We start from the raw sequence: 19,000 nt of genomic DNA on the forward strand, positions 1-19,000 counted from the left end.
CCCAGAATCTATCCGCCGGTACCGGCGCGGTCCGGGGAACGGAGCTATGCGACCGAACCTATGCGTCCGTCCGGTTCGCGCGGTCCGTCGTGGTGGATCGGGGTGTGGGCGCCCGTGAGGGAGAGGCCGCTGCCGCCGCGGCGGTTGGCGACGATCTCGGCGCCGATCGAGAGGGCGGTCTCCTCGGGCGTGCGCGCGCCGAGGTCGAGGCCTATCGGGGAGCGCAGGCGGGCGAGTTCGAGTTCGGTGACGCCGACCTCGCGGAGCCGCTCGTTGCGGTCCTCGTGGGTGCGGCGGGAGCCCATCGCGCCGATGTAGGCGACGGGAAGCCTGAGGGCGGCCTGGAGGAGGGGCACGTCGAACTTGGCGTCGTGCGTGAGGACGCAGAGCACGGTCCGGCCGTCGACCTCGGTCGACTCCAGGTAGCGGTGGGGCCAGTCGACGACGATCTCGTCGGCCTCGGGGAAGCGGGCGGGGGTCGCGAAGATCGGCCGCGCGTCGCAGACGGTGACGTGGTAGCCGAGGAACTTGCCGACCCGGACGAGGGCGGCGGCGAAGTCGATGGCGCCGAAGACGATCATGCGGGGGGCGGGGACGGAGGACTCGACCAGGAGGGTCAGCGGCTGTCCGCAGCGGCTGCCGTCCTCACCGATCTCCACGGTGCCGGTGCGGCCGGCGTCGAGCATCGCGCGGGCCTCGCCGGCCGCGGTGCGGTCCAGCTCGGGGTGGCCGCCGAGCTTCCCCTCGTACGAGCCGTCGGGACGGACCAGCAGCGCCTGCCCCAACAGGTCCGCCGGTCCGTCCACGATCCGGGCCAGGGCCGCCGCCTCCCCCGCGACGGCGGCGGCCAGCGCGGCGGGGAAGACCCCGCCGCGCACCGGGGTGACGAGGATGTCGATGATGCCGCCGCAGGTCAGGCCGACCGCGAAGGCGTCCTCGTCGCTGTAGCCGAAGCGCTCGACGACGGTCCTGCCGTCTTCGAGGGCCTGGACGCACAGGTCGTAGACCGCGCCCTCCACACACCCGCCGGAGACCGACCCGATCGCCGTGCCGTCGCTGTCGACGGCGAGTGCGGCTCCCGGCTGCCGGGGCGCGCTGCCACCGACGGCCACCACGGTGGCGACGGCGAACGTGCGTCCCTGCTCGACCCACCGGTGCAGCTCTTCGGCGATGTCCAGCATGTCGGTCTCCTTGGGTGTGTACGGAGGGTGATTGTCGGGTGTCAGCTGACGCCGAGCCAACCCTCGATCGGGTGAAGGGCGAAGAACACGATGAAGATCGCGGTCAGGGCCCACATGAAGGCACCGACCTCGCGCGCCTTGCCCTGCGCCACCTTGATGACGGTGTAGGCGATGACGCCGGCCGCGACACCCGGGGTGATGCTGTAGGTGAAGGGCATCAGGACGACGGTCAGGAAGACCGGGATCGCGACGGAGCTGTCGCCCCAGTTCACGTGCTTGGCGTTCATCATCATCATCGCGCCGATGACGACCAGGGCGGCGGAGCCGACCTCACGGGGCACGATCTGGGTGATCGGCGTGAAGAAGAGGCAGGCCGCGAAGAACAGGCCGGTGACCGTCGAGGAGAGGCCGGTCCGGGCGCCTTCGCCGACGCCGGTGGCGGACTCCACGAACACGGTCTGGCCGGAGGCGCCGGAGACGCCGCCGATCGCACCGCCCGCGCCGTCGATGAACAGCGCCTTGGAGAGGCCGGGCATCCGGCCCTTGTCGTCGGCGAGGTTGGCCTCGGTGCCGACGCCGATGATGGTGGCCATGGCGTCGAAGAAGCCGGCGAGGACGAGGGTGAAGACGATGACGCCGACGGTGATGTAGCCGACGTCGCCCCAGCCGCCGAAGGAGACGTCGCCGAAGAGCGAGAAGTCCGGGCTGGAGACCGCGCTGCCCTTGAGCTCGGGGGCGCCGTTGGCCCAGGAGCCCGGGCCCTTGGCCGGGATGTCGGCGACCGCGTTGACGATCAGCGAGATGATGGTGCCGCCGACGATGCCGATGAGGATCGCGCCCGGGATCTTGCGGGCCTGGAGGGCGAAGATGGCGAGCAGGGTGACCGCGAAGATCAGTACGGGCCAGCCGATGAGCTCGCCGCCGGAGCCCATGGTGATGGGCGGACCGAACTGGGGACCGGCGCCGACGAAGCCGGCCTTGTTGAAGCCGATCAGCGCGATGAAGAGGCCGATGCCGATGGTGATGCCGTGCTTGAGCGGCAGCGGAATCGCGTTCATGATCATCTCACGGAGACCGGTGACCACCAGAAGGCAGATCACCACACCGTAGACGACACACATGCCCATGGCCTGGGGCCACGTCATCTGGGGCACGACCTGGGTCGCGAGCACACCGGAGACGCTGAGTCCCGCCGCGAGGACGAGCGGGACCTTGCCGACGAAGCCCATCAGCAGAGTGGTCACCGCCGCCGCGAAGGCGGTCGCCGTGATGACGGCGGAGGTGGCGAGGACGTGCTTGTCGACGTCCGGGCCCCCGAGGAGGATCGGGTTGAGCAGGAGAATGTACGCCATCGCCATGAAGGTGGTGACGCCGCCGCGGATCTCCGTCGCGACGGTGGATCCTCTCTCCGAGATGTGAAAGTACCGGTCGAGCCAAGAACGGCCGGCGGGGACGTTGGAGCCGGAGCCCGCGTCCTCCGAGGCGGTCTTGGGCTCCACAGACGACTGGGTCATGGGGCCTACTCCCAAGGTTCAAAGGGGCACCCGCATCAGACTTCGAAGCTCTGACGTTGAATCTGCGGGATTTGGGATATTTCGTTGGCTGCACGACCCGGGGGACGGCCCGAGACGAACGGGGTACTGCCGTGAAGCGGGTACTGAGGTGAAGCGGGTACTGCGGTGATGCGGGTATCCCCAGGGGGGAGTGCTCCGGGCGGTGCGGGCGGCGGAAGTGTGACGTTCCTGGGAGGCACACACCGCCCGGAGAGTCCTAGAGGGTGCCGGTGAGCGCCTCGGGGCGGACCGGCGTCTTGTTGAGCTCCAGGCCCGTCGCCGCCCGGATCGCCGCGAGGACGGCCGGGGTGGACGACAGGGTCGGGGCCTCGCCGATGCCCCGGACGCCGTACGGCGCGTTGGGGTCGGCCAGTTCGAGGTAGTCGACCGGGATGGTCGGCGTGTCGAGGATCGTCGGGATCAGGTAGTCCGTGAAGGAGGGGTTGCGCACCTTCGCGGTCTTCGGGTCGACGATGATCTCCTCCATCACCGCGACGCCCAGGCCCTGGGTGGTGCCACCCTGGATCTGGCCGACCACGGAGAGCGGGTTGACCGCCTTGCCGACGTCCTGGGCGCAGGCCAGCTCGATGACCTTGACGAGACCGAGCTCGGTGTCCACCTCGACCACCGCGCGGTGCGCGGCGAAGGCGTACTGGACGTGGCCGTCGCCCTGGCCGGTGACGAGGTCGAAGGCCTGGGTGGGCCGGTGGCGCCACTCCTCCTCGACCTCCACGGCCTGGTCCTCCAGGACGTCCGCGATGGAGGCGAGGGCCTCGCCGCCGTCGGTGACGACCTTGCCGCCCTCCAGGAGGAGTTCGGCGTTGGCCCAGGCCGGGTGGTACGAGCCGAACTTGCGCCGCCCGATCTCCAGGACCTTCTCGCGGACGATCTCGCAGGAGTTCTTGATGGCGCCGCCGGTCATGTACGTCTGGCGGCCCGCGGAGGTCGAACCGGCCGAGCCCACCTGCGTGTCCGCGGGGTGGATGGTGACCTGCTGGACACCGAGCTCGGTACGGGCGATCTGCGCGTGGATGGTGACGCCGCCCTGCCCGACCTCCGCCATGGCGGTGTGGACGGTCGCGACGGCCTCGCCGTTGATGACCTCGATGCGGATCTTGGCGGTCGAGTAGTCGTCGAAGCCCTCGGAGAAGCCGACGTTCTTGATGCCGACGGCGTAGCCGACGCCCCGTACGACACCCTCGCCGTGCGAGGTGTTGGACAGGCCGCCCGGCAGCGCGCGGACGTCCGCGCCCTCGCCGGCGGTCTCCCACTGGCGCTCCGGCGGCATCGGGCGGGCCTTGACCCGGCGCAGCAGCTCGGCGACCGGGGCCGGCGAGTCCACGACCTGGCCGGTCGGCATGATCGTGCCCTGCTCCATGGCGTTGAGCTGGCGCAGCTCCACCGGGTCCATGCCCAGCTTGGCCGCGAGCTTGTCCATCTGCGCCTCGTAGGCGAAGCAGGCCTGGACCGCGCCGAAGCCGCGCATGGCACCGCAGGGCGGGTTGTTGGTGTAGAGGCCGATCGCCTCGATCTCGACGTCGTCGATGACGTACGGGCCGACCGAGAGGGAGGAGGCGTTGCCGACGACCGAGGCCGTGGACGACGCGTACGCGCCGCCGTCCAGCACGATCTTGCACTTCATGTGCGTGAGCTTGCCGTCCTTGGTGGCGCCGTGCTCGTAGTAGAGCTTCGCCGGGTGCCGGTGGACGTGCCCGAAGAAGGACTCGTACCGGTTGTAGACCATCTTGACCGGCTTGTTGGTGCGCAGCGCGAGGATGGAGGCGAGGATCTGCATGGAGATGTCCTCGCGGCCGCCGAAGGCGCCGCCGACACCGGCCATGGTCATCCGGACCTTCTCCTCGGGCAGGCCGAGGCAGGGGGCGATCTGCTTGAGGTCCGAGTGCAGCCACTGGGTGGCGACGTACAGGTCGACGCCGCCGTCCTCGGCCGGTACGGCGAGGCCGGACTCGGGGCCGAGGAAGGCCTGGTCCTGCATCCCGAAGGTGTACTCGCCCTTGACGATGACGTCGGCGCGCTTGGCGGCCTCGTCGGCGTTGCCGCGGATGATCGGCTGGCGGTGCACGATGTTCGGGTGCGGCACGTGGCCGGAGTGGTGGTCGTCGCGGTTCTCGTGGACCAGGATCGCGTCCGGGGCGAGGGCGGAGGCCTCGTCCGTGATGACCGGGAGCTCCCGGTACTCGATCTTGATCTTCGCGGCGGCGCGGCGGGCGGTCTCCGGGTGGTCGGCGGCCACGAGGGCGACCGGCTCACCGTGGTGACGGACCTTGCCGTAGGCGAGGACCGGGGTGTCCTGGAACTCCATGCCGTAGTTCTTCGCGGCCGGCAGGTCCTCGTGGGTCAGGACGGCGTAGACGCCGTCCATCGCGAGGGCCTCGGAGGTGTCGATGGACACGATCTCGGCGTGCGCGACGGTGGAGCGCAGGATCTGGCCCCACAGCATGTCCTCGTGCCACATGTCCGAGGAGTACGCGAACTCACCGGTGACCTTGAGGGTGCCGTCCGGGCGGAGCGTGGACTCGCCGATGCCGCCCTTGACGTGGTTCTGGGTGACGTCGGTGGGCGTACCCACCGGAAGTGTGTTCTGAGCCATCGTCAGACCGCCTCTCCCTGACGCTCCTGGCGAGCAGCCGCGAGGCGGACCGCGTCGAGGATCTTCTCGTAACCGGTGCAGCGGCAGAGGTTGCCGGAGAGCGCCTCGCGGATGTCCGCGTCCGTCGGGGACGGGTTGCGCTCCAGCATCTCGTCGGCCGCGACAAGCAGACCGGGGGTGCAGAAGCCGCACTGGACCGCGCCGGCGTCGATGAACGCCTGCTGGATCGGGGAGAGTTCGATGCCCTCACCGGTCTGCGAGTCCTGGGGCTTGGCCTCCCACTTCTTGGCGGCGTCGACCGAGGTGCCGCAGGCGCCGGTGGCGCAACCACCGTGCGCCTCGCGCTCCTTGGCGTACTCCGCCAGGCCCTCGACCGTGACGACCTCGCGGCCCTCGACCTGGCCGGCGGCGACGAGACACGAGCAGACCGGCACGCCGTCGAGACGGACGGTGCAGGAACCGCACTCGCCCTGCTCGCACGCGTTCTTGGAGCCGGGCAGACCCAGGCGCTCACGCAGAACGTAGAGGAGGGACTCGCCCTCCCAGACGTCGTCGGCTTCCTGCGGACGACCGTTGACCGTGAAATTGACGCGCATGGTTATGCAGCTCCCTCAAGCGTGCGGCCGGCGCCGCGGTACTGCTCCCAGGTCCAGCCGAGCTGGCGGCGAGCCATGATGCCGACGGCGTGGCGCCGGTACTTGGCGGTGCCGCGGACGTCGTCGATCGGGTTGGCGGCGGCCGAGCAGAGGTCGGCGAACTGCTTCGCGATCGAGGGGGTGATGATCTTGCCGTTGTCCCAGAAGCCGCCCTCTTCCAGAGCCGCGTTCAGGAAGGCCTCGGCCTCCTTGGCGCGGATCGGGGTCGGCGCGGCGGAACCGATGCCGGTGCGCACGGTCCGGGTCTCCGGGTGCAGGGCCAGGCCGAAGGCGCAGACGGCGATGACCATCGCGTTGCGGGTGCCGACCTTGGAGTACTGCTGGGGGCCGTCCGCCTTCTTGATGTGGACGGTCTTGATCAGCTCGTCGGGCTGGAGCGCGTTGCGCTTCACGCCCGTGTAGAACTCGTCGATCGGGATGAAGCGGTTGCCGCGCACCGATTCGACCTCGACCTCGGCGCCCGCGGCGAGCAGGGCCGGGTGGGCGTCGCCGGCCGGCGACGCGGTGCCGAGGTTGCCGCCCACGCCGCCGCGGTTGCGGATCTGCGGGGAGGCGACCGTGTGCGAGGCCAGCGCCAGACCCGGGAGCTCTGCGCGCAGGTTCTCCATGATCTGCGTGTACGGAACGGAGGCGCCGAGGCGGACGTTCTCCTCGCCGACCTCCCACTCGCGCAGCAGCTCGATACGGTTCAGGTCCAGGAGGTACTCGGGGCGCCGGTGGTCGAAGTTGATCTCGACCATGACGTCGGTACCACCGGCGATGGGCACGGCCGTGGGGTGCTCGGCCTTGGCGGCGAGCGCCTCCTCCCAGCTGGCGGGGCGAAGGAAGTCCATGGTGGCTCTCTTCTAGTGATTCTGGTGATCGGGGGTCGAGCTAGTGGGTCCGGGGGGACGGCCGGCCCTCGACATCGTGTTCATGTGCTGTTCACGCGGTGTGTGGCCTAGTACACAAGCCACGATCGCCCGGGTGCAGTCACCGAAAACATGAAGGAGTTGGCCGGTCCCCGTCGTCGTCTTGTAGATTCGAACGAAAGGCGGGGAACAGAACCCTCGCCGTTTCCCCCTGGAAACGGTGGCACCACCCCACCGTCGACAACGCGACACCCACCATCACCGAACGAAGGAACGGCGGCGACACGATGCGGCTGCGCGCACTGCTGGAGAACGACGCGCTCGGGCTGCGCCTGCTCGGCGGCGAGGACGAGCTGGACCGGACCGTCCGAGGCGTGATGACCACGGACCTCAAGGACCCCAGCCGGTACCTGTCCGGCGGCGAGCTGGTGCTGACCGGCCTCGCCTGGCGTACGGAACCGGCCGACGCCGAGCCCTTCGTCCGGATCCTGGCCTCGGCCGGAGTGGCGGCCCTCGCCGCCGGCGAGGCCGAGCTCGGCGACATCCCCGACGATCTCGTGGCGGCGTGTTTGCGCCACCGGCTTCCGCTCTTCGCTGTGAACGAGTCCGTTGCGTTCGCGACGATCACCGAGCATGTTGTTCGACAGGTCTCCGGCGAGCGGGCCGGCGACCTGGCGGCCGTCGTCGACCGCCACCGGCGGCTCATGACCTCGGGACCCGCGGGCGGCGGACCCGAGGTCGTCCTCGACCTCCTCGGCTCCGACCTGGACCTGCGGGCCTGGGTCCTCTCCCCCACCGGCCGCCAGATCGCGGGCGCGGGAGAGCCCCTGGAGGCCGGGCTCGCCGCCACCCTGGCCGGTGAGCACCTGGCCGCCACCCGCACCGGCCGACGCGGCCCGCACCGGTTGAACGTCGCCGGAGCCACGTACTCGCTCTTCCCGATCCGCAACACCGGACGGGGCGCCGCGCCCGCCTCCCGGGACGTGCGCGAGACGGTCCTGTCGGACTGGCTGCTCGCCGTCGAGGCGGACGCCGGGGAGTGGCCCGCCGCCCGGCTCGACCTCCTCCAGGGCGTCACCCAGCTGATCGCCGTCGAGCGGGACCGGCGCGACGCGGCCCGTACGGTACGGCGCCGGCTCGCCCAGGAGGTCCTGGAGCTCGTGCAGACGGGCGCCGCGCCCGCCGAGATCGCCGCCCGGCTGCGGGTCGCCGCCCCGGTGCTGCTGCCCGGGCTCGGCACGGCCCCGCACTGGCAGGTGGTCGTCGCCCGCGTCGAGTGGGAGCAGGAGGCCGGTCAGGCCCCCGTGGACGGCGGGCCGGTCGCCCAGGCGCTCCTGGAGGAGATCCTGGTCGACCCGGCGACCATCGGCGCCGAGTCGGCCGACCGGATAGCGGTCGCGCACAGCGGCGACGAGGCGATCGCCCTGGTCCCGCTGGCCGCGGGGCCGCTGCCGGAGAGCGAGGACGACGGCCCGGCGCCCGCCCTCGGGCTGCATGCGGACGCGCTGCTCGCCTCCGTACGGGCTCCGCTCTCCTCGGGCCTCTCCGACGACGGGCGCGTCACGCTGGGCGTCAGCGCGGCCGTGCACTCGGCGGAGGGCCTGCGCGGGGCCCTGGAGGAGGCGCGGCACGCCCGCCGGGTGGCCGCCGCCCGTCCGGGCCGGGTCTGCGCCGCGGGGCACCACGAGCTGGCCTCGCACGTGCTGCTGCTGCCGTTCGTGCCGGACGACGTGCGGCGGGCCTTCACGGCCCGGCTGCTCGACCCGCTGCGGGACTACGACCGGCGCCACCGGGCGGAGCTCATCCCGACCCTGGAGGCGTTCCTGGACTGCGACGGCTCCTGGACCCGCTGTGCGACCCGCCTCCACCTGCACGTGAACACGCTGCGCTACCGGGTGGGCCGGATCGAGCAGCTCACGGGCCGTGATCTCTCCCGTCTGGAGGACAAGCTCGACTTCTTCCTCGCGCTGCGGATGAGCTGAGCCGCGAGAGCCGGTTCGAACGGTTCGGGGCCCCGGCCATTCACTCCTTCGGGCGAGTCCGGAGGAGTGGTGCCGGGGCCTTCGGCGTCTCCCGCGCGACGCGTCCCGCGGACCGGGTCCGGGCCTGATCACCGGCGTGATCACGGGCCGATCGGCGTGCCGGCGGTCCGTCGCGCCGGATCGGGGCGGGGGTCTCCGTCCCGGCGCGAGTTTGTGAATTCTTTCACCCGACCCCTTGGCCGGGTGCTGCCGTTCGTGCTGAGATGCCGTCCTACTCAACAGCTCAATGGCGCGCTCGGGGAGGGCAATGTGGCGGATACCGCCATGTCTGGTTCCGAATCAAGGGGTGGCGAAGATCCGTCCCTCGCCTACGGCAAGGAGACACCCGTGGAGACCGCCATATGGCGGCTCCGCTCCCGAGGTTGCTGGACGGACGCGGCGGCGCTCCTTGCGCCGCACGCGGACCGGCCGGCAGCCGCACTGGAAAGGGCCGCGCTGCTCATCGAGCGCTGCCTCTACACCGAGAAGGGCTGGGCCGACGCCGAGGAGGCGCTCCGGGCGGCCGAGGCGGTGGCCGGCACCGACGAGGAACGCGGGGCCGCGGCCTGCGAACGCGGCTATCTCGCCTACGCCTCCACGCTGTTGGGCGTACGCGACCGGGCCGACGAGGCCCGGATGGCGCTCGGCCGGGCGGCGGCGCTGATCAGCCCCTCCGCCGACGGGCGGCCGCTCCTGGACTTCCGGCGCGGGCTCGTCGCCCAGAACCTCGGCGACTCCCCGCAGGCGGCCCGCGCCGCGTACCGCAGGGCGCACGCCGGGGCGACCGCGCAGGGGGACTCGCTCCTGCTCTCCTTCACCTGGCGGCACCTCGCCGGACTCGCCCTGCGCGAGGGGGAGTTGGCGGAGGCGCGGCACGGTTTCTCGGAGTCCCTGCGGATCCGTGAGGAGCTGGGCTATCTGGTCGGCACGGCTCCGGCGCTCACGGCCCTTGCGACCACGGAGACGGAACCGGAGGCGGGCCGTCTGCGCGCCGAGGCGAGACGGCTCTTCCAGCTCCTCGGCGGGGTCCCGACCTGGCTGTCGGCCCAGCTGACGCCTCGGGCGGCGACCTGAAGTCATGGGCGATGAAGGCCTGGTGACGTCTCGTCACTCCTCCTTGGGTGCGAGACAGACCAGGCTGTCGTCGGTTCCGACGAGGAGGGACCCGGCGCCCGTGACCGCGACCGCGCGGACCGGGGGGCCCGGCCGGAAGGAGAGCGTCGGGCCGCCCTCGGGTCGGTGGAGTTCGACGAGGCCGTCGGCCCAGGCCGCGGCGACCAGCGGCCCGTGCGGGGTCTCGGTCGCGTGCAGGGAGACGACCGGCGAGGGGCGTTCGACGAGGGGTTCGGGGCGCGTGTCGCGGCCCGGGATCCAGAGCCGGACGCTCCCGTCGGCGCCGCCGGAGCAGACGAACGGGGTCTCGGACTCGACCGCCGCGACGGCGGTGACCCGGCCGCTGTGCGAGGCCGACTGGTGAAGGCCCGTCAGGCCGAAGGCGTGGACGGAGCCCAGTCGGTCCCCCACCACCACCGAGCCCGCGATCGCCGCGAGGGCGGTGCCCGGGTGGCGGGCCAGGGTCGCCGAGACCGCCGCGGTGAGCCGCTCCAGATACGGGGGCCGGGGCGCCCTTCCCGGTACGGCGTGCAGCCGGCCCCGGTCGTCCAGGAGCAGCACCGTCCCGTCCGGGGCGGGCGCGAGCGCGGTGATCCGGCCGGGCACGCTGTGCGCGAGGCGCCCGACGGGGCTCGCGTCGGCCTCGTGGAGCAGCCGTACGGTGCCGGTGGGGTCGCCGACGAGGAGGGTGCCCTCCAGCGGGCCGCCGGCCGCGCCGAGCACGGTGACCGGGCCCGGCCAGGGCGGGTTGAGGTCGCCGCGGTGCCGGGCCCACCGGACCCGCCAGGGCGCGCCGTCCGCGAGCTCGGCGAGAGCGGGGCGGAGCCGGGGGTCGGCGCCGTCGCCGAGCGCGGCGAGGAGCACCAACGCCCGTTCCGCCGGGGCCTGTTCGCGGCAGAGCGACTGGCCGGCGCGCATCCACGCGGCCCGCAGGCCGCCGTGCTCGTCGGCGGTGCCCTCACCGGGCCGGCCGGACGGTTCGGGCCCGTCGAGGGTGCCGGGCACCCCGGCGAGGGCGGCGCCGGTGACGTACGCCGTGGTGACGAGCAGCGGGTCGGCCGCGCAGACGGCCGCCGGGTCGGAGAGGTCCGGCAGCGGCACCGCCGGCTCCGCGGCGGCGCCGTCGGCGGTCTCGGGCTCGCCGTCGAGGTCGACGACGGTGACCCGGCGTTCGGCACGCAGGGCGGCGGGGGCCGGGGTGCCGCTCCGGGCCTCCACCACGAGCCGGATCCGGCCGACGCCGGCGAGCTCCGCGATGAGCCGGGTGAGCGCGGCGGGTTCGGCCGCGGCGTGCAGATCCGTGAGGAGGAGGACGGTCCGGCCGGCGGGCCGCGGATCGCTGGTCGCGAGGGCGTGGACGAGGTCGCCGGGCGAGCGGGCCACCACGCCGAGACGGTCGGCGATCGTCCAGGCCGCGCCGAGCGCGCTCTGCCCGGCGAGCGGGACGAGCATCCGGGCCGTGCGGCGGCGGGCCCGGCCGGAGCGGCGGCCGTACGCGGCGAGCCAGCCGAGGAGGGCCGTCTTGCCGCTGCCGGGGGCGCCGGTGACGAGGCAGAGCCGGGGCGCCTCGGGATCGGTGAGCCAGCCGAGCAGCGCGACGGCCTCGGCTTCCGTACCGTCCCAGGCCGGGGACGAGGTCGCGGACGTCATGGGACACCTCACGGGCGACGCGGTGCGGACGGCTGACGTCTTCGACCTTAGTCGCCCGGGAGGCTCAGGACTCCGATCCGGTGAAGTGCCCCCGGAACCGGGGCCTGGACAACCGCCGGGTCCAGGACGTGCTCAGGGATCCAACCGGTGAACTGCCCCCGGAACCGGGGCCTGGACAACCGCCGGGTCCAGGACGTGCTCAGGGATCCAACCGGTGAAGTGCCTCCGGAACCGAGGCCCGGGCGACCGCCGGGTCCGGGGCGTGCTCAGGGCTCCAGCCGGTGAAGTGCCTTCGGAACCGGACCCGGACGACCGCCAGGTCCGGAACGTGCTCACGAATCCGATCCGGTGAAGTGCTCTCGTACCAAGGCCTGGACGACGGACAGGTCCTGGGCGACCAGGGCGTCGAGCAGGGCCGTGTGCTCCGCCGCGTCGGCGACGAGGACGCCGTGGCTGACGGCGGGGGCGCTGATCAGGGGCCACTGGGAGCGGCGGTGGAGGTCGTCGGCGACGGCGAGCAGCTGCTCGTTGCCCGCGAGGGAGAGGACCGCCCGGTGGAAGGCCCGGTCGGCCTCGGCGTAGTGGGCGCGGTCGCCCCGGGCCGCGGCGGCCGCGGTCGCCTCGGCGAGCGGCCGGAGCTCGGCCCAGCGGGCGGCCGGGACGGTGCGGGCGAGCCGCAGCATGACGGGGACCTCGATGAGGGCGCGGACCTCGGCGAGCTCGGCGAGCTCGCGGGGGGTGCGCTCGGTGACGCGGAAGCCGCGGTTCGGCACGACCTCGACGGCGCCCTCGACGGCGAGGCGCTGCATGGCCTCGCGCACGGGGGTGGCGGAGACGCCGAAGCGCTCCGCGAGGGCCGGCGCGGAGTACACCTCGCCGGGGCGGAGCTCGCCGCCGACGAGGGCGGTGCGGAGGGCTTCGAGGACCTGGCCGCGGACGGAGTGCCGCTGCACGGTGCGGGGGCCGAGGGGGGCGGGCTCGTCGTGGGTGTGCTCGCCCCGGGCCGCCTCCGTGCCCCGCGCCTGCTCGGGCACCCGTACGGACGCGCCGGGACGACCTGTGGCGTCGCCGAAGGGCGGGGACGGTCTCTCCGTCGCCCGCTCGCGCGCTGCGCCCTGCTCCACCCGGGTCCTCCTGCGGCCTCGTGCCGGGCCCGGCTCGCGTCGCCCGGGTCCCCTGTGCACCATAGGCGAACGGACCGACATCCGGGGCATACGGGCTGCCGCCGCAGGTGGGAGGGGTTCTCGGGTGGTGAGAGCCCACCCCTCATCGGGTAAGGTAAGGCTAACCTGCCAACGCTCGCGATTCGGTGGTCCGCATGACCGTCCCCGCCCTGTTGCCCACGCCCCTCACCTCGCCCGTCGCGGCCTCCTACGCCCGGCTCGCCGAGGTCTTTCCCGGTCTGCGCATAGAGGAACCCGCCCGGGGCGAGCGGCTGCCGCGCGGCGCGGGCTGGGTCGGCGCGGAGGAGCTCGCGGCCGGCGGCCCCGGCCTCGACGCCTTCCTCGCCTGGGACGACGCGCAGGTACTGCGGGACTACGGCGCCCGGGCCCGCCCCGACGTCGTCGCCGGTTTCGGACTGCACCGGTACGCCTGGCCGGCCTGTCTCCTCGTCACCGTCCCCTGGTTCCTGGACCGCCGGGTACCCCGCCTGCCCGCCCGGAACGTGGCCTTCCAGCGCGCGCTCGGCCGTCTCGCGGTCCGCGTGGAGGAGTTCGCCTGCCTGCCGGACGACCCCGCGTCCGCCCTGCCCGGCGCCCGGGTCGTCGCCGACGAGGAGGCGCTGCGGGCCGAGGTGCGCGTCTCGCTCGCCGAGCACTTCGAGGCCGTCCTCGGCGGCTTCGGGCCCCGGATGCGGCGCGGCCGCCGGGCCCTGTGGGGGATGGCCACGGACGAGATCGTCGAGGGCCTCTGGTACATCGGGGCCCTGCTCGGCGAGGAGCCGCGGGCGACGGCCGAGCTCGAACTGCTCCTGCCGGGCACCCCCAAGCCGTACAAGCCGTACGCGGGCGGGGCGGGCTTCCGCGAGCTGGCGGGGTCCGAGGGGCCGGACGACACTCGGCGCACCACCCGCGACCGGGCCACCTGCTGCTTCTTCTACACCCTGCGCCCCGAGGACACCTGCCTCACCTGCCCGCGCACCTGTGACGCCGAGCGCGTCCGCCGGCTGACGGCGACCGCCTGAGGGTCCCGAGGGATTACGCCACCCGTCCGAGTGGCGTAAATCGAACTCACATCCCGTTCCCCGTAAGAGCGTTCGACCAGATCGCACCTATTCGTATGTCCCGCGACCCCAATGGCGTGCTCTTGCCCGGAAACCCCTTGAGCGCCCCACGGGGTCGGCCAGTATGGGCCGCCAAACGCCCTACTGCGATGCAAGGGACACCGCATGAGACTGACCGACATATCGCTGGACTGGCTGCTTCCGGGCGGCGTGATGGTGGCCGGAGTCCTGACGGCGGTGGCGGTGCTCGCGCGCGGGAAGCGCGCCGGTGACCAGGCCGCGGCCGACGACTCCTGGGAACGCAGCGAGGAGCGTCGCAGACGCAAGGAGGCCGTCTACGGATTCGCCTCGTACGGGCTGCTCTTCCTGTGCGCGGCCGTCGCGGCGGCGCTCTCCTTCCACGGCCTCGTGGGCTTCGGCCGGCAGAACCTGAACCTCGCCGGGGGCTGGGAGTACCTCGTACCCTTCGGCCTCGACGGCGCCGCCATGTTCTGCTCGGTGCTCGCGGTCCGCGAGGCCAGCCACGGCGACGCGGCCCTCGGCTCGCGCCTGCTCGTCTGGCTGTTCGCGGGCGCGGCGGCCTGGTTCAACTGGGTGCACGCACCGCGCGGCATGGGCCACGACGGGGCTCCGCACTTCTTCGCGGGCATGTCCCTCTCGGCGGCGGTCCTCTTCGACCGGGCGCTGAAGCAGACCCGCAGGGCCGCGCTCCGCGAGCAGGGCCTGGTGCCCCGTCCGCTGCCGCAGATCCGGATCGTGCGCTGGCTGAGGGCGCCCAGGGAGACCTTCGCGGCCTGGTCGCTGATGCTCCTGGAGGGCGTACGGACCCTGGACGAGGCGGTCGACGAGGTGCGCGAGGACCGGAAGGAGAAGGAGCAGAACCGGCTCCGCCGGCGCGACCAGGTCAAGCTGGACCGGGCGAGACTCAAGGCGATCAACCGTCAGCACCGCGCCTTCGGGCTCGGCCGCGGCGGCGGACGCCAGGTCGAGATGGCGGCGCTGGGCGCCGCATCCGGCACCGGCCCGGGCCCGGGTGCGGGCAGTGGTTCGGGCTCCGCGACGGCCGCCGTGCAGGCCGCCGTCGCGGAGCCCGCCATAGCGGACCCCGGACAGCTGCCGCTTCGACACCGGCCCTCCCTGCAAGCCGTCAGGGGCGATGAGCCCCGGCCCGGCGAGTCCCGGACGGTGGACCTCACCGCCGAGGACGACACCCAGGCGCTGCCGCGTCTCGACTCCCTGGAGCGCAAGCTCAAGGATCTGGAGCAGCAGTTCGGCTGAGCGCGGGACGAAGGAATCCGGCGGGGCCGCCTCTCAGGCGGCCCCGCCGTTCAGTTCGAACCACACCACCTTGCCCACCCCGTGGTCCTCGACTCCCCAGGAGTCGGCGAGGGCCTGGACGAGGACGAGTCCCCGGCCGTGCGTACCGTCGTCGGCGGGCGGTACGGGCGGCTGCTTGAGTCCGGGCACGAAATCCCGGACCTCGACCCTCAACTGCTCGGGAACGACCGTCGCGGTGACGACGGCCCCGTGCTCGGTATGGACCAGGGCGTTGGTCACCAGTTCGCTGGTGAGCAGTTCGGCCACGTCGGAGGCGCCCGGTCCGCCCCACTTCCGCAGCAGTTCACGCAGGGCATGTCGCACCTCCGGCACCGCGGTGAGATCCGCGCATCCCACCTTTCTGAGCAGTTGAGTCGGCTGTCGTGCCTCCCCGGCCATATCCCCCACCCACAGGTCGCGTCGAACAGGCTCACGGGGATGCATGCCCCGTGTCACCGTCCGCATTCATGAGGTGGGGCTTTCCGGACACCGCTCAGGGCCTGGGTACGTTGCGCAGATTGGAGCGGGCCATCTGGAGCATCCGCCCCACTCCCCCGTCCAGCACGATCTTGCCGGCGGAGAGCGCGAAGCCGGTCACCATGTCGGCGCTGATCTTCGGCGGGATGGAGAGCGCGTTGGGGTCGGTGACGACGTCGACCAGGGCCGGTCCCCTGTGCTTGAAGGCGTCCTTGAGCGCGCCCGCGAGCTGCTTGGGCTTCTCGACCCGTACGCCGTAGGCACCGGCGGCGCGGGCGATCGCGGCGAAGTCCGGGTTCTTGTTCGTCGTCCCGTACAAGAGGAGTCCGGCCACCAGCATCTCCAGCTCGACCATCCCGAGGGACGAGTTGTTGAAGACGATCACCTTCACGGGCAGGTCGTACTGGACGAGGGTCAGGAAGTCGCCCATCAGCATCGAGAAGCCGCCGTCGCCGGAGAGCGAGACGACCTGGCGGTTCCGGTCCGTGAACTGGGCGCCGATCGCCTGCGGCAGGGCGTTCGCCATGGAGCCGTGGCTGAACGAGCCGATGATCCTGCGGCGCCCGTTGGGCGAGAGGTAGCGGGCCGCCCAGACGTTGCACATGCCGGTGTCGACGGTGAACACCGCGTCGTCGTCGGCCAGTTCGTCGATGACGGAGGCGACGTACTCGGGGTGCACCGGGACGTGCTTCTCGACCTTGCGGGTGTACGCCTTGACGACGCCCTCCAGCGCGTCGGCGTGCTTCTTCAGCATCTTGTCGAGGAAACGGCGGTCGTTCTTGGCGTGGACGCGCGGGATCACACAGCGCAGGGTCTCGCGGACGTCGCCCCAGACGGCCAGGTCGAGCCGGGAGCGGCGGCCGAGGTGCTCGGGCCGGACGTCCACCTGCACGATCTTGACGTCGTCGGGCAGGAAGGCGTTGTACGGGAAGTCGGTACCGAGCAGGATCAGCAGATCGCACTCGTGGGTGGCCTCGTAGGCGGCGCCGTACCCGAGCAGACCGCTCATGCCGACGTCGTACGGATTGTCGTACTGGATCCACTCCTTGCCCCGCAGGGCGTGGCCGACCGGTGACTTGATCCGCTCGGCGAACTGCATCACCTCGGGGTGCGCCCCCGCCGTGCCGCTGCCGCAGAAGAGCGTCACCCGGTCGGCCTCGTCGATCATCCGGACGAGGACGTCGATCTCGGCGTCCCCGGGGCGGACGGTGGGCCGGGTGGTGACGAGGGCGGTCTCCGCCGACTTCTCCGGGGCCTGCTGGGAGGCGATGTCGCCGGGCAGCGAGACGACGCTGACTCCACCGCGGCCGACGGCGTGCTGGATCGCCGTGTGGAGCAGCCGGGGCATCTGCTTCGGGTTGGAGATGAGTTCGCTGTAGTGGCTGCACTCACGGAACAGCTGGTCGGGGTGGGTCTCCTGGAAGTAGGAGAGGCCGATCTCGCTGGACGGGATGTGCGAGGCGAGCGCGAGCACCGGGGCCATCGAACGGTGGGCGTCGTACAGGCCGTTGATGAGGTGGAGGTTGCCGGGGCCGCAGGAGCCGGCGCAGGCGGCGAGGCTGCCGGTGATCTGGGCCTCGGCGCCCGCGGCGAAGGCGGCGGTCTCCTCGTGCCGTACCTGGATCCAGTCGATCGCCCGGGTACGGCGGATCGCGTCGACGACCGGGTTGAGGCTGTCTCCGACGACTCCGTACAGGCGCCGGACGCCCGCGCGGACGAGGATGTCGACGAACTGTTCCGCCACGTTCTGTTTGGCCATGGCTCCATCAACACACGGCCCGGCGGGTTACGCCTCCCAGACCGCCACCCCCGTACGGTCGTCGGCGTAACCGGTCACCCTCAGCTGGGTGTCGGCGAGGAAGGCGGCGAGGCCGGGCGGCTCGGCGTCGGCCCAGCGGGCGGCGAGCTCGTGGGCGAGGGCGGGTTCGCCGCGCATCGGCTCGGCGAGGCCGGGCGAGGCGAGGAGGAGGGTGTCGCCGGCGCGGGCCACGGAGGCGCGGAAGCGGAAGGGCTCGGCGGGCGGTGGTACGGGCTCCTCGATGAGCGGTGGGGCGGTGGTGATGCCGAGGTCCATGGTGAACCTGTCCCCCTCCTCGGTGGCTTCCGGCACCGGCGGCGTCGAGCCGAAGCCGACGACGGGGGCGCCGGTGACGGCGGCCTGTTCGGGCAGGAGCGGTTCGAGGTCCTGCCAGGAGCCGTCGCGGAGCCGGAAGAGCCCGCCGCCGCCGATGCCGAAGAACACGCGCGTGCGGCATGCGGGGTCGGCGGGGACGAGGAGGCAGCGGAGCGTCGCCGTGTACTCGTCGGGGGCGAGGCCCCGCTCGGCGGCGCGGGCCCGCAGCTTGCCGTAGGTCCGGTCGGTGAGCCGGTGCAGTCCGGACTTGAGGTCGCCGCGGCGGCCGGACCTGATGTCCTCGGAGAGCCGGGCGTGGCTGCGGCAGACGGCCTCGGCGATCCAGTGGCAGGCGTCGGCGGCGGCGAGGTGGGCGCCCTCGGCGACGCGGGAGCCGGCGGCGACGGCGACGAGGACGAGCGCGGTCTCGTCGTGGCCGAAGCGGGCGGTGAGCAGGGCGTCGCGCCGGGGTTCGCCCCGGTAGCGGGCGGAGTCGCCGCGTACGGAGGCGGCGCGCAGGGTGCAGGTGCCGTACCGGGCGCCGTCGAGGACGGTGTCGGCGACGAGCTCGGCGAGCTCACCGGGCCGGGCGACGGGCAGCGCGGTGGGCTCGGCCTCGTAGGTGGGCGGCCGGCTCCCGACGAACCCGGTCCTGGGCCGGGGCACGGACACCTCGACGGTGAGGTCGGGGTCGGGGGCCGGCGCGGCGACCTGGACGGTGGGATCGGGGCCGGGGCCCGGCTCCTCGGACACCGGCACCTGAACGGTGTCCGTCTCGACGGTCACGGGGGCGGGCGGAGGCGGGCCCGGGAAGGTCCGCGGTCCCGCACCCTCGGGCGCCTCCCAGGGCGCGGCCCCGACCACGGGCGGCGCCTGCCGGGGGGCGCTCGGCGCGGGGGGCGCCGGTGGCGGGGGTGGGGGCGCGGGGGGCTCCGGCGGCGGGGCCGGGGTCTGCGGCGGGGGTGCGGTGACCCGGGGCGGCGCCGTCACCGGGTCCGGGGTCGGCACCCGGCTCGGTACCGCGCGGGGTGTCGTGTCGAAGTGGTCGTCGAGTGTGTCACCCGAGGCCGTCGGGGCGGCCGTGTCCGGCGCCGCGTCGTCGTAGAGCTTGTCCCACCAGTTGTCCCCCTGCTGAGTCATGCCCTTATTGTCCACAGCTCACGGCGCCGGAAAACGGGACATCAGGAAAACCGTTGCCGCAAATGGGTGGTCCGCCGGGCGACCCCACCCCCC

Annotated in this window: 14 protein-coding genes; 4 read left to right on the forward strand and 10 right to left on the reverse strand. The window is 72.8% G+C overall.

What is annotated here, in order from left to right; genetic code table 11:
• Nucleotides 1-44 precede the first annotated feature (44 nt).
• From AC07AW_RS28385 to AC07AW_RS28405, 5 genes are all read right to left on the reverse strand, one after another.
• A complete protein-coding gene (locus AC07AW_RS28385) occupies nucleotides 45-1,181 on the reverse strand; it encodes an XdhC family protein (RefSeq protein ID WP_478818295.1) in 1,137 nt (378 codons plus the stop codon).
• Between the two features lie 41 nt (nucleotides 1,182-1,222).
• Nucleotides 1,223-2,695 (reverse strand): NCS2 family permease, encoded by a 1,473-nt coding sequence (locus AC07AW_RS28390; RefSeq protein ID WP_478818296.1) that lies wholly within the window; start codon nucleotides 2,693-2,695, stop codon nucleotides 1,223-1,225.
• Nucleotides 2,696-2,951: 256 nt separating this feature from the next.
• On the reverse strand, nucleotides 2,952-5,345 hold the full coding sequence (locus AC07AW_RS28395) for a xanthine dehydrogenase family protein molybdopterin-binding subunit (protein WP_478818297.1): 2,394 nt from the start codon (nucleotides 5,343-5,345) through the stop codon (nucleotides 2,952-2,954).
• A gap of 2 nt (nucleotides 5,346-5,347) precedes the next feature.
• Nucleotides 5,348-5,941 (reverse strand): (2Fe-2S)-binding protein, encoded by a 594-nt coding sequence (locus AC07AW_RS28400; protein ID WP_478818298.1) that lies wholly within the window; start codon nucleotides 5,939-5,941, stop codon nucleotides 5,348-5,350.
• 2 nt (nucleotides 5,942-5,943) lie between these two features.
• On the reverse strand, nucleotides 5,944-6,834 hold the full coding sequence (locus AC07AW_RS28405) for an FAD binding domain-containing protein (RefSeq protein WP_041131867.1): 891 nt from the start codon (nucleotides 6,832-6,834) through the stop codon (nucleotides 5,944-5,946).
• 305 nt (nucleotides 6,835-7,139) lie between these two features.
• Here AC07AW_RS28405 and AC07AW_RS28410 point away from each other — a divergent pair, with 305 nt between their 5' ends.
• Nucleotides 7,140-8,834 carry a PucR family transcriptional regulator gene (locus tag AC07AW_RS28410; protein ID WP_478818299.1) on the forward strand — a complete coding sequence of 565 codons (1,695 nt, stop codon included), beginning with the start codon at nucleotides 7,140-7,142 and terminating at the stop codon, nucleotides 8,832-8,834.
• Nucleotides 8,835-9,158: 324 nt separating this feature from the next.
• The gene (locus AC07AW_RS28415; RefSeq protein ID WP_478818300.1) at nucleotides 9,159-9,947 is read left to right on the forward strand and encodes a hypothetical protein; all 789 of its coding nucleotides are present in this window, start codon (nucleotides 9,159-9,161) and stop codon (nucleotides 9,945-9,947) included.
• Nucleotides 9,948-9,980: 33 nt separating this feature from the next.
• Here the strand turns inward: AC07AW_RS28415 and AC07AW_RS28420 are convergent, their stop codons facing one another.
• Nucleotides 9,981-11,636 (reverse strand): hypothetical protein, encoded by a 1,656-nt coding sequence (locus AC07AW_RS28420; RefSeq protein ID WP_478818301.1) that lies wholly within the window; start codon nucleotides 11,634-11,636, stop codon nucleotides 9,981-9,983.
• Between the two features lie 332 nt (nucleotides 11,637-11,968).
• Nucleotides 11,969-12,760: a GntR family transcriptional regulator gene (locus AC07AW_RS28425; RefSeq protein ID WP_478818302.1), complete on the reverse strand. Its 792-nt coding sequence runs from the start codon at nucleotides 12,758-12,760 to the stop codon at nucleotides 11,969-11,971.
• Between the two features lie 194 nt (nucleotides 12,761-12,954).
• Between AC07AW_RS28425 and AC07AW_RS28430 the strand changes: the two genes are divergently transcribed.
• Both AC07AW_RS28430 and AC07AW_RS28435 read left to right on the forward strand, forming a co-directional pair.
• Nucleotides 12,955-13,821 carry a (2Fe-2S)-binding protein gene (locus tag AC07AW_RS28430; protein WP_478818303.1) on the forward strand — a complete coding sequence of 289 codons (867 nt, stop codon included), beginning with the start codon at nucleotides 12,955-12,957 and terminating at the stop codon, nucleotides 13,819-13,821.
• Nucleotides 13,822-14,025: 204 nt separating this feature from the next.
• Nucleotides 14,026-15,138: a DUF2637 domain-containing protein gene (locus AC07AW_RS28435; protein WP_478818304.1), complete on the forward strand. Its 1,113-nt coding sequence runs from the start codon at nucleotides 14,026-14,028 to the stop codon at nucleotides 15,136-15,138.
• 33 nt (nucleotides 15,139-15,171) lie between these two features.
• On the opposite strand, the gene AC07AW_RS28440 is transcribed toward AC07AW_RS28435, so the two are convergent.
• From AC07AW_RS28440 to AC07AW_RS28450, 3 genes are read right to left on the reverse strand one after another with little or no spacing between them, the layout of a single operon-like run.
• On the reverse strand, nucleotides 15,172-15,621 hold the full coding sequence (locus AC07AW_RS28440; RefSeq protein ID WP_478818305.1) for an ATP-binding protein: 450 nt from the start codon (nucleotides 15,619-15,621) through the stop codon (nucleotides 15,172-15,174).
• Between the two features lie 49 nt (nucleotides 15,622-15,670).
• Nucleotides 15,671-17,413, reverse strand: coding sequence for a pyruvate dehydrogenase (locus tag AC07AW_RS28445; protein ID WP_478818306.1), 1,743 nt, complete (start codon nucleotides 17,411-17,413; stop codon nucleotides 15,671-15,673).
• A gap of 27 nt (nucleotides 17,414-17,440) precedes the next feature.
• Complete coding sequence (locus AC07AW_RS28450) at nucleotides 17,441-18,907, reverse strand: protein phosphatase 2C domain-containing protein (RefSeq protein WP_478818307.1); 1,467 nt, start codon at nucleotides 18,905-18,907, stop codon at nucleotides 17,441-17,443.
• Nucleotides 18,908-19,000: the final 93 nt, after the last annotated feature.

This window comes from Streptomyces sp. NPDC044003, assembly GCF_056435185.1.

Excerpts from the sequence above, each read along its gene's own strand:
- AC07AW_RS28435 (WP_478818304.1), top strand. The coding sequence starts at position 14,026 with ATGAGACTGACCGACATATCGCTGGACTGGCTGCTTCCGGGCGGCGTG.
- AC07AW_RS28440 (WP_478818305.1), bottom strand. The coding sequence starts at position 15,621 with ATGCATCCCCGTGAGCCTGTTCGACGCGACCTGTGGGTGGGGGATATG.
- AC07AW_RS28395 (WP_478818297.1), bottom strand. The coding sequence starts at position 5,345 with ATGGCTCAGAACACACTTCCGGTGGGTACGCCCACCGACGTCACCCAG.
- AC07AW_RS28405 (WP_041131867.1), bottom strand. The coding sequence starts at position 6,834 with ATGGACTTCCTTCGCCCCGCCAGCTGGGAGGAGGCGCTCGCCGCCAAG.
- AC07AW_RS28385 (WP_478818295.1), bottom strand. The coding sequence starts at position 1,181 with ATGCTGGACATCGCCGAAGAGCTGCACCGGTGGGTCGAGCAGGGACGC.
- AC07AW_RS28400 (WP_478818298.1), bottom strand. The coding sequence starts at position 5,941 with ATGCGCGTCAATTTCACGGTCAACGGTCGTCCGCAGGAAGCCGACGAC.
- AC07AW_RS28430 (WP_478818303.1), top strand. The coding sequence starts at position 12,955 with ATGACCGTCCCCGCCCTGTTGCCCACGCCCCTCACCTCGCCCGTCGCG.
- AC07AW_RS28420 (WP_478818301.1), bottom strand. The coding sequence starts at position 11,636 with ATGACGTCCGCGACCTCGTCCCCGGCCTGGGACGGTACGGAAGCCGAG.
- AC07AW_RS28390 (WP_478818296.1), bottom strand. The coding sequence starts at position 2,695 with ATGACCCAGTCGTCTGTGGAGCCCAAGACCGCCTCGGAGGACGCGGGC.
- AC07AW_RS28450 (WP_478818307.1), bottom strand. The coding sequence starts at position 18,907 with ATGACTCAGCAGGGGGACAACTGGTGGGACAAGCTCTACGACGACGCG.
- AC07AW_RS28445 (WP_478818306.1), bottom strand. The coding sequence starts at position 17,413 with ATGGCCAAACAGAACGTGGCGGAACAGTTCGTCGACATCCTCGTCCGC.
- AC07AW_RS28410 (WP_478818299.1), top strand. The coding sequence starts at position 7,140 with ATGCGGCTGCGCGCACTGCTGGAGAACGACGCGCTCGGGCTGCGCCTG.
- AC07AW_RS28415 (WP_478818300.1), top strand. The coding sequence starts at position 9,159 with ATGTCTGGTTCCGAATCAAGGGGTGGCGAAGATCCGTCCCTCGCCTAC.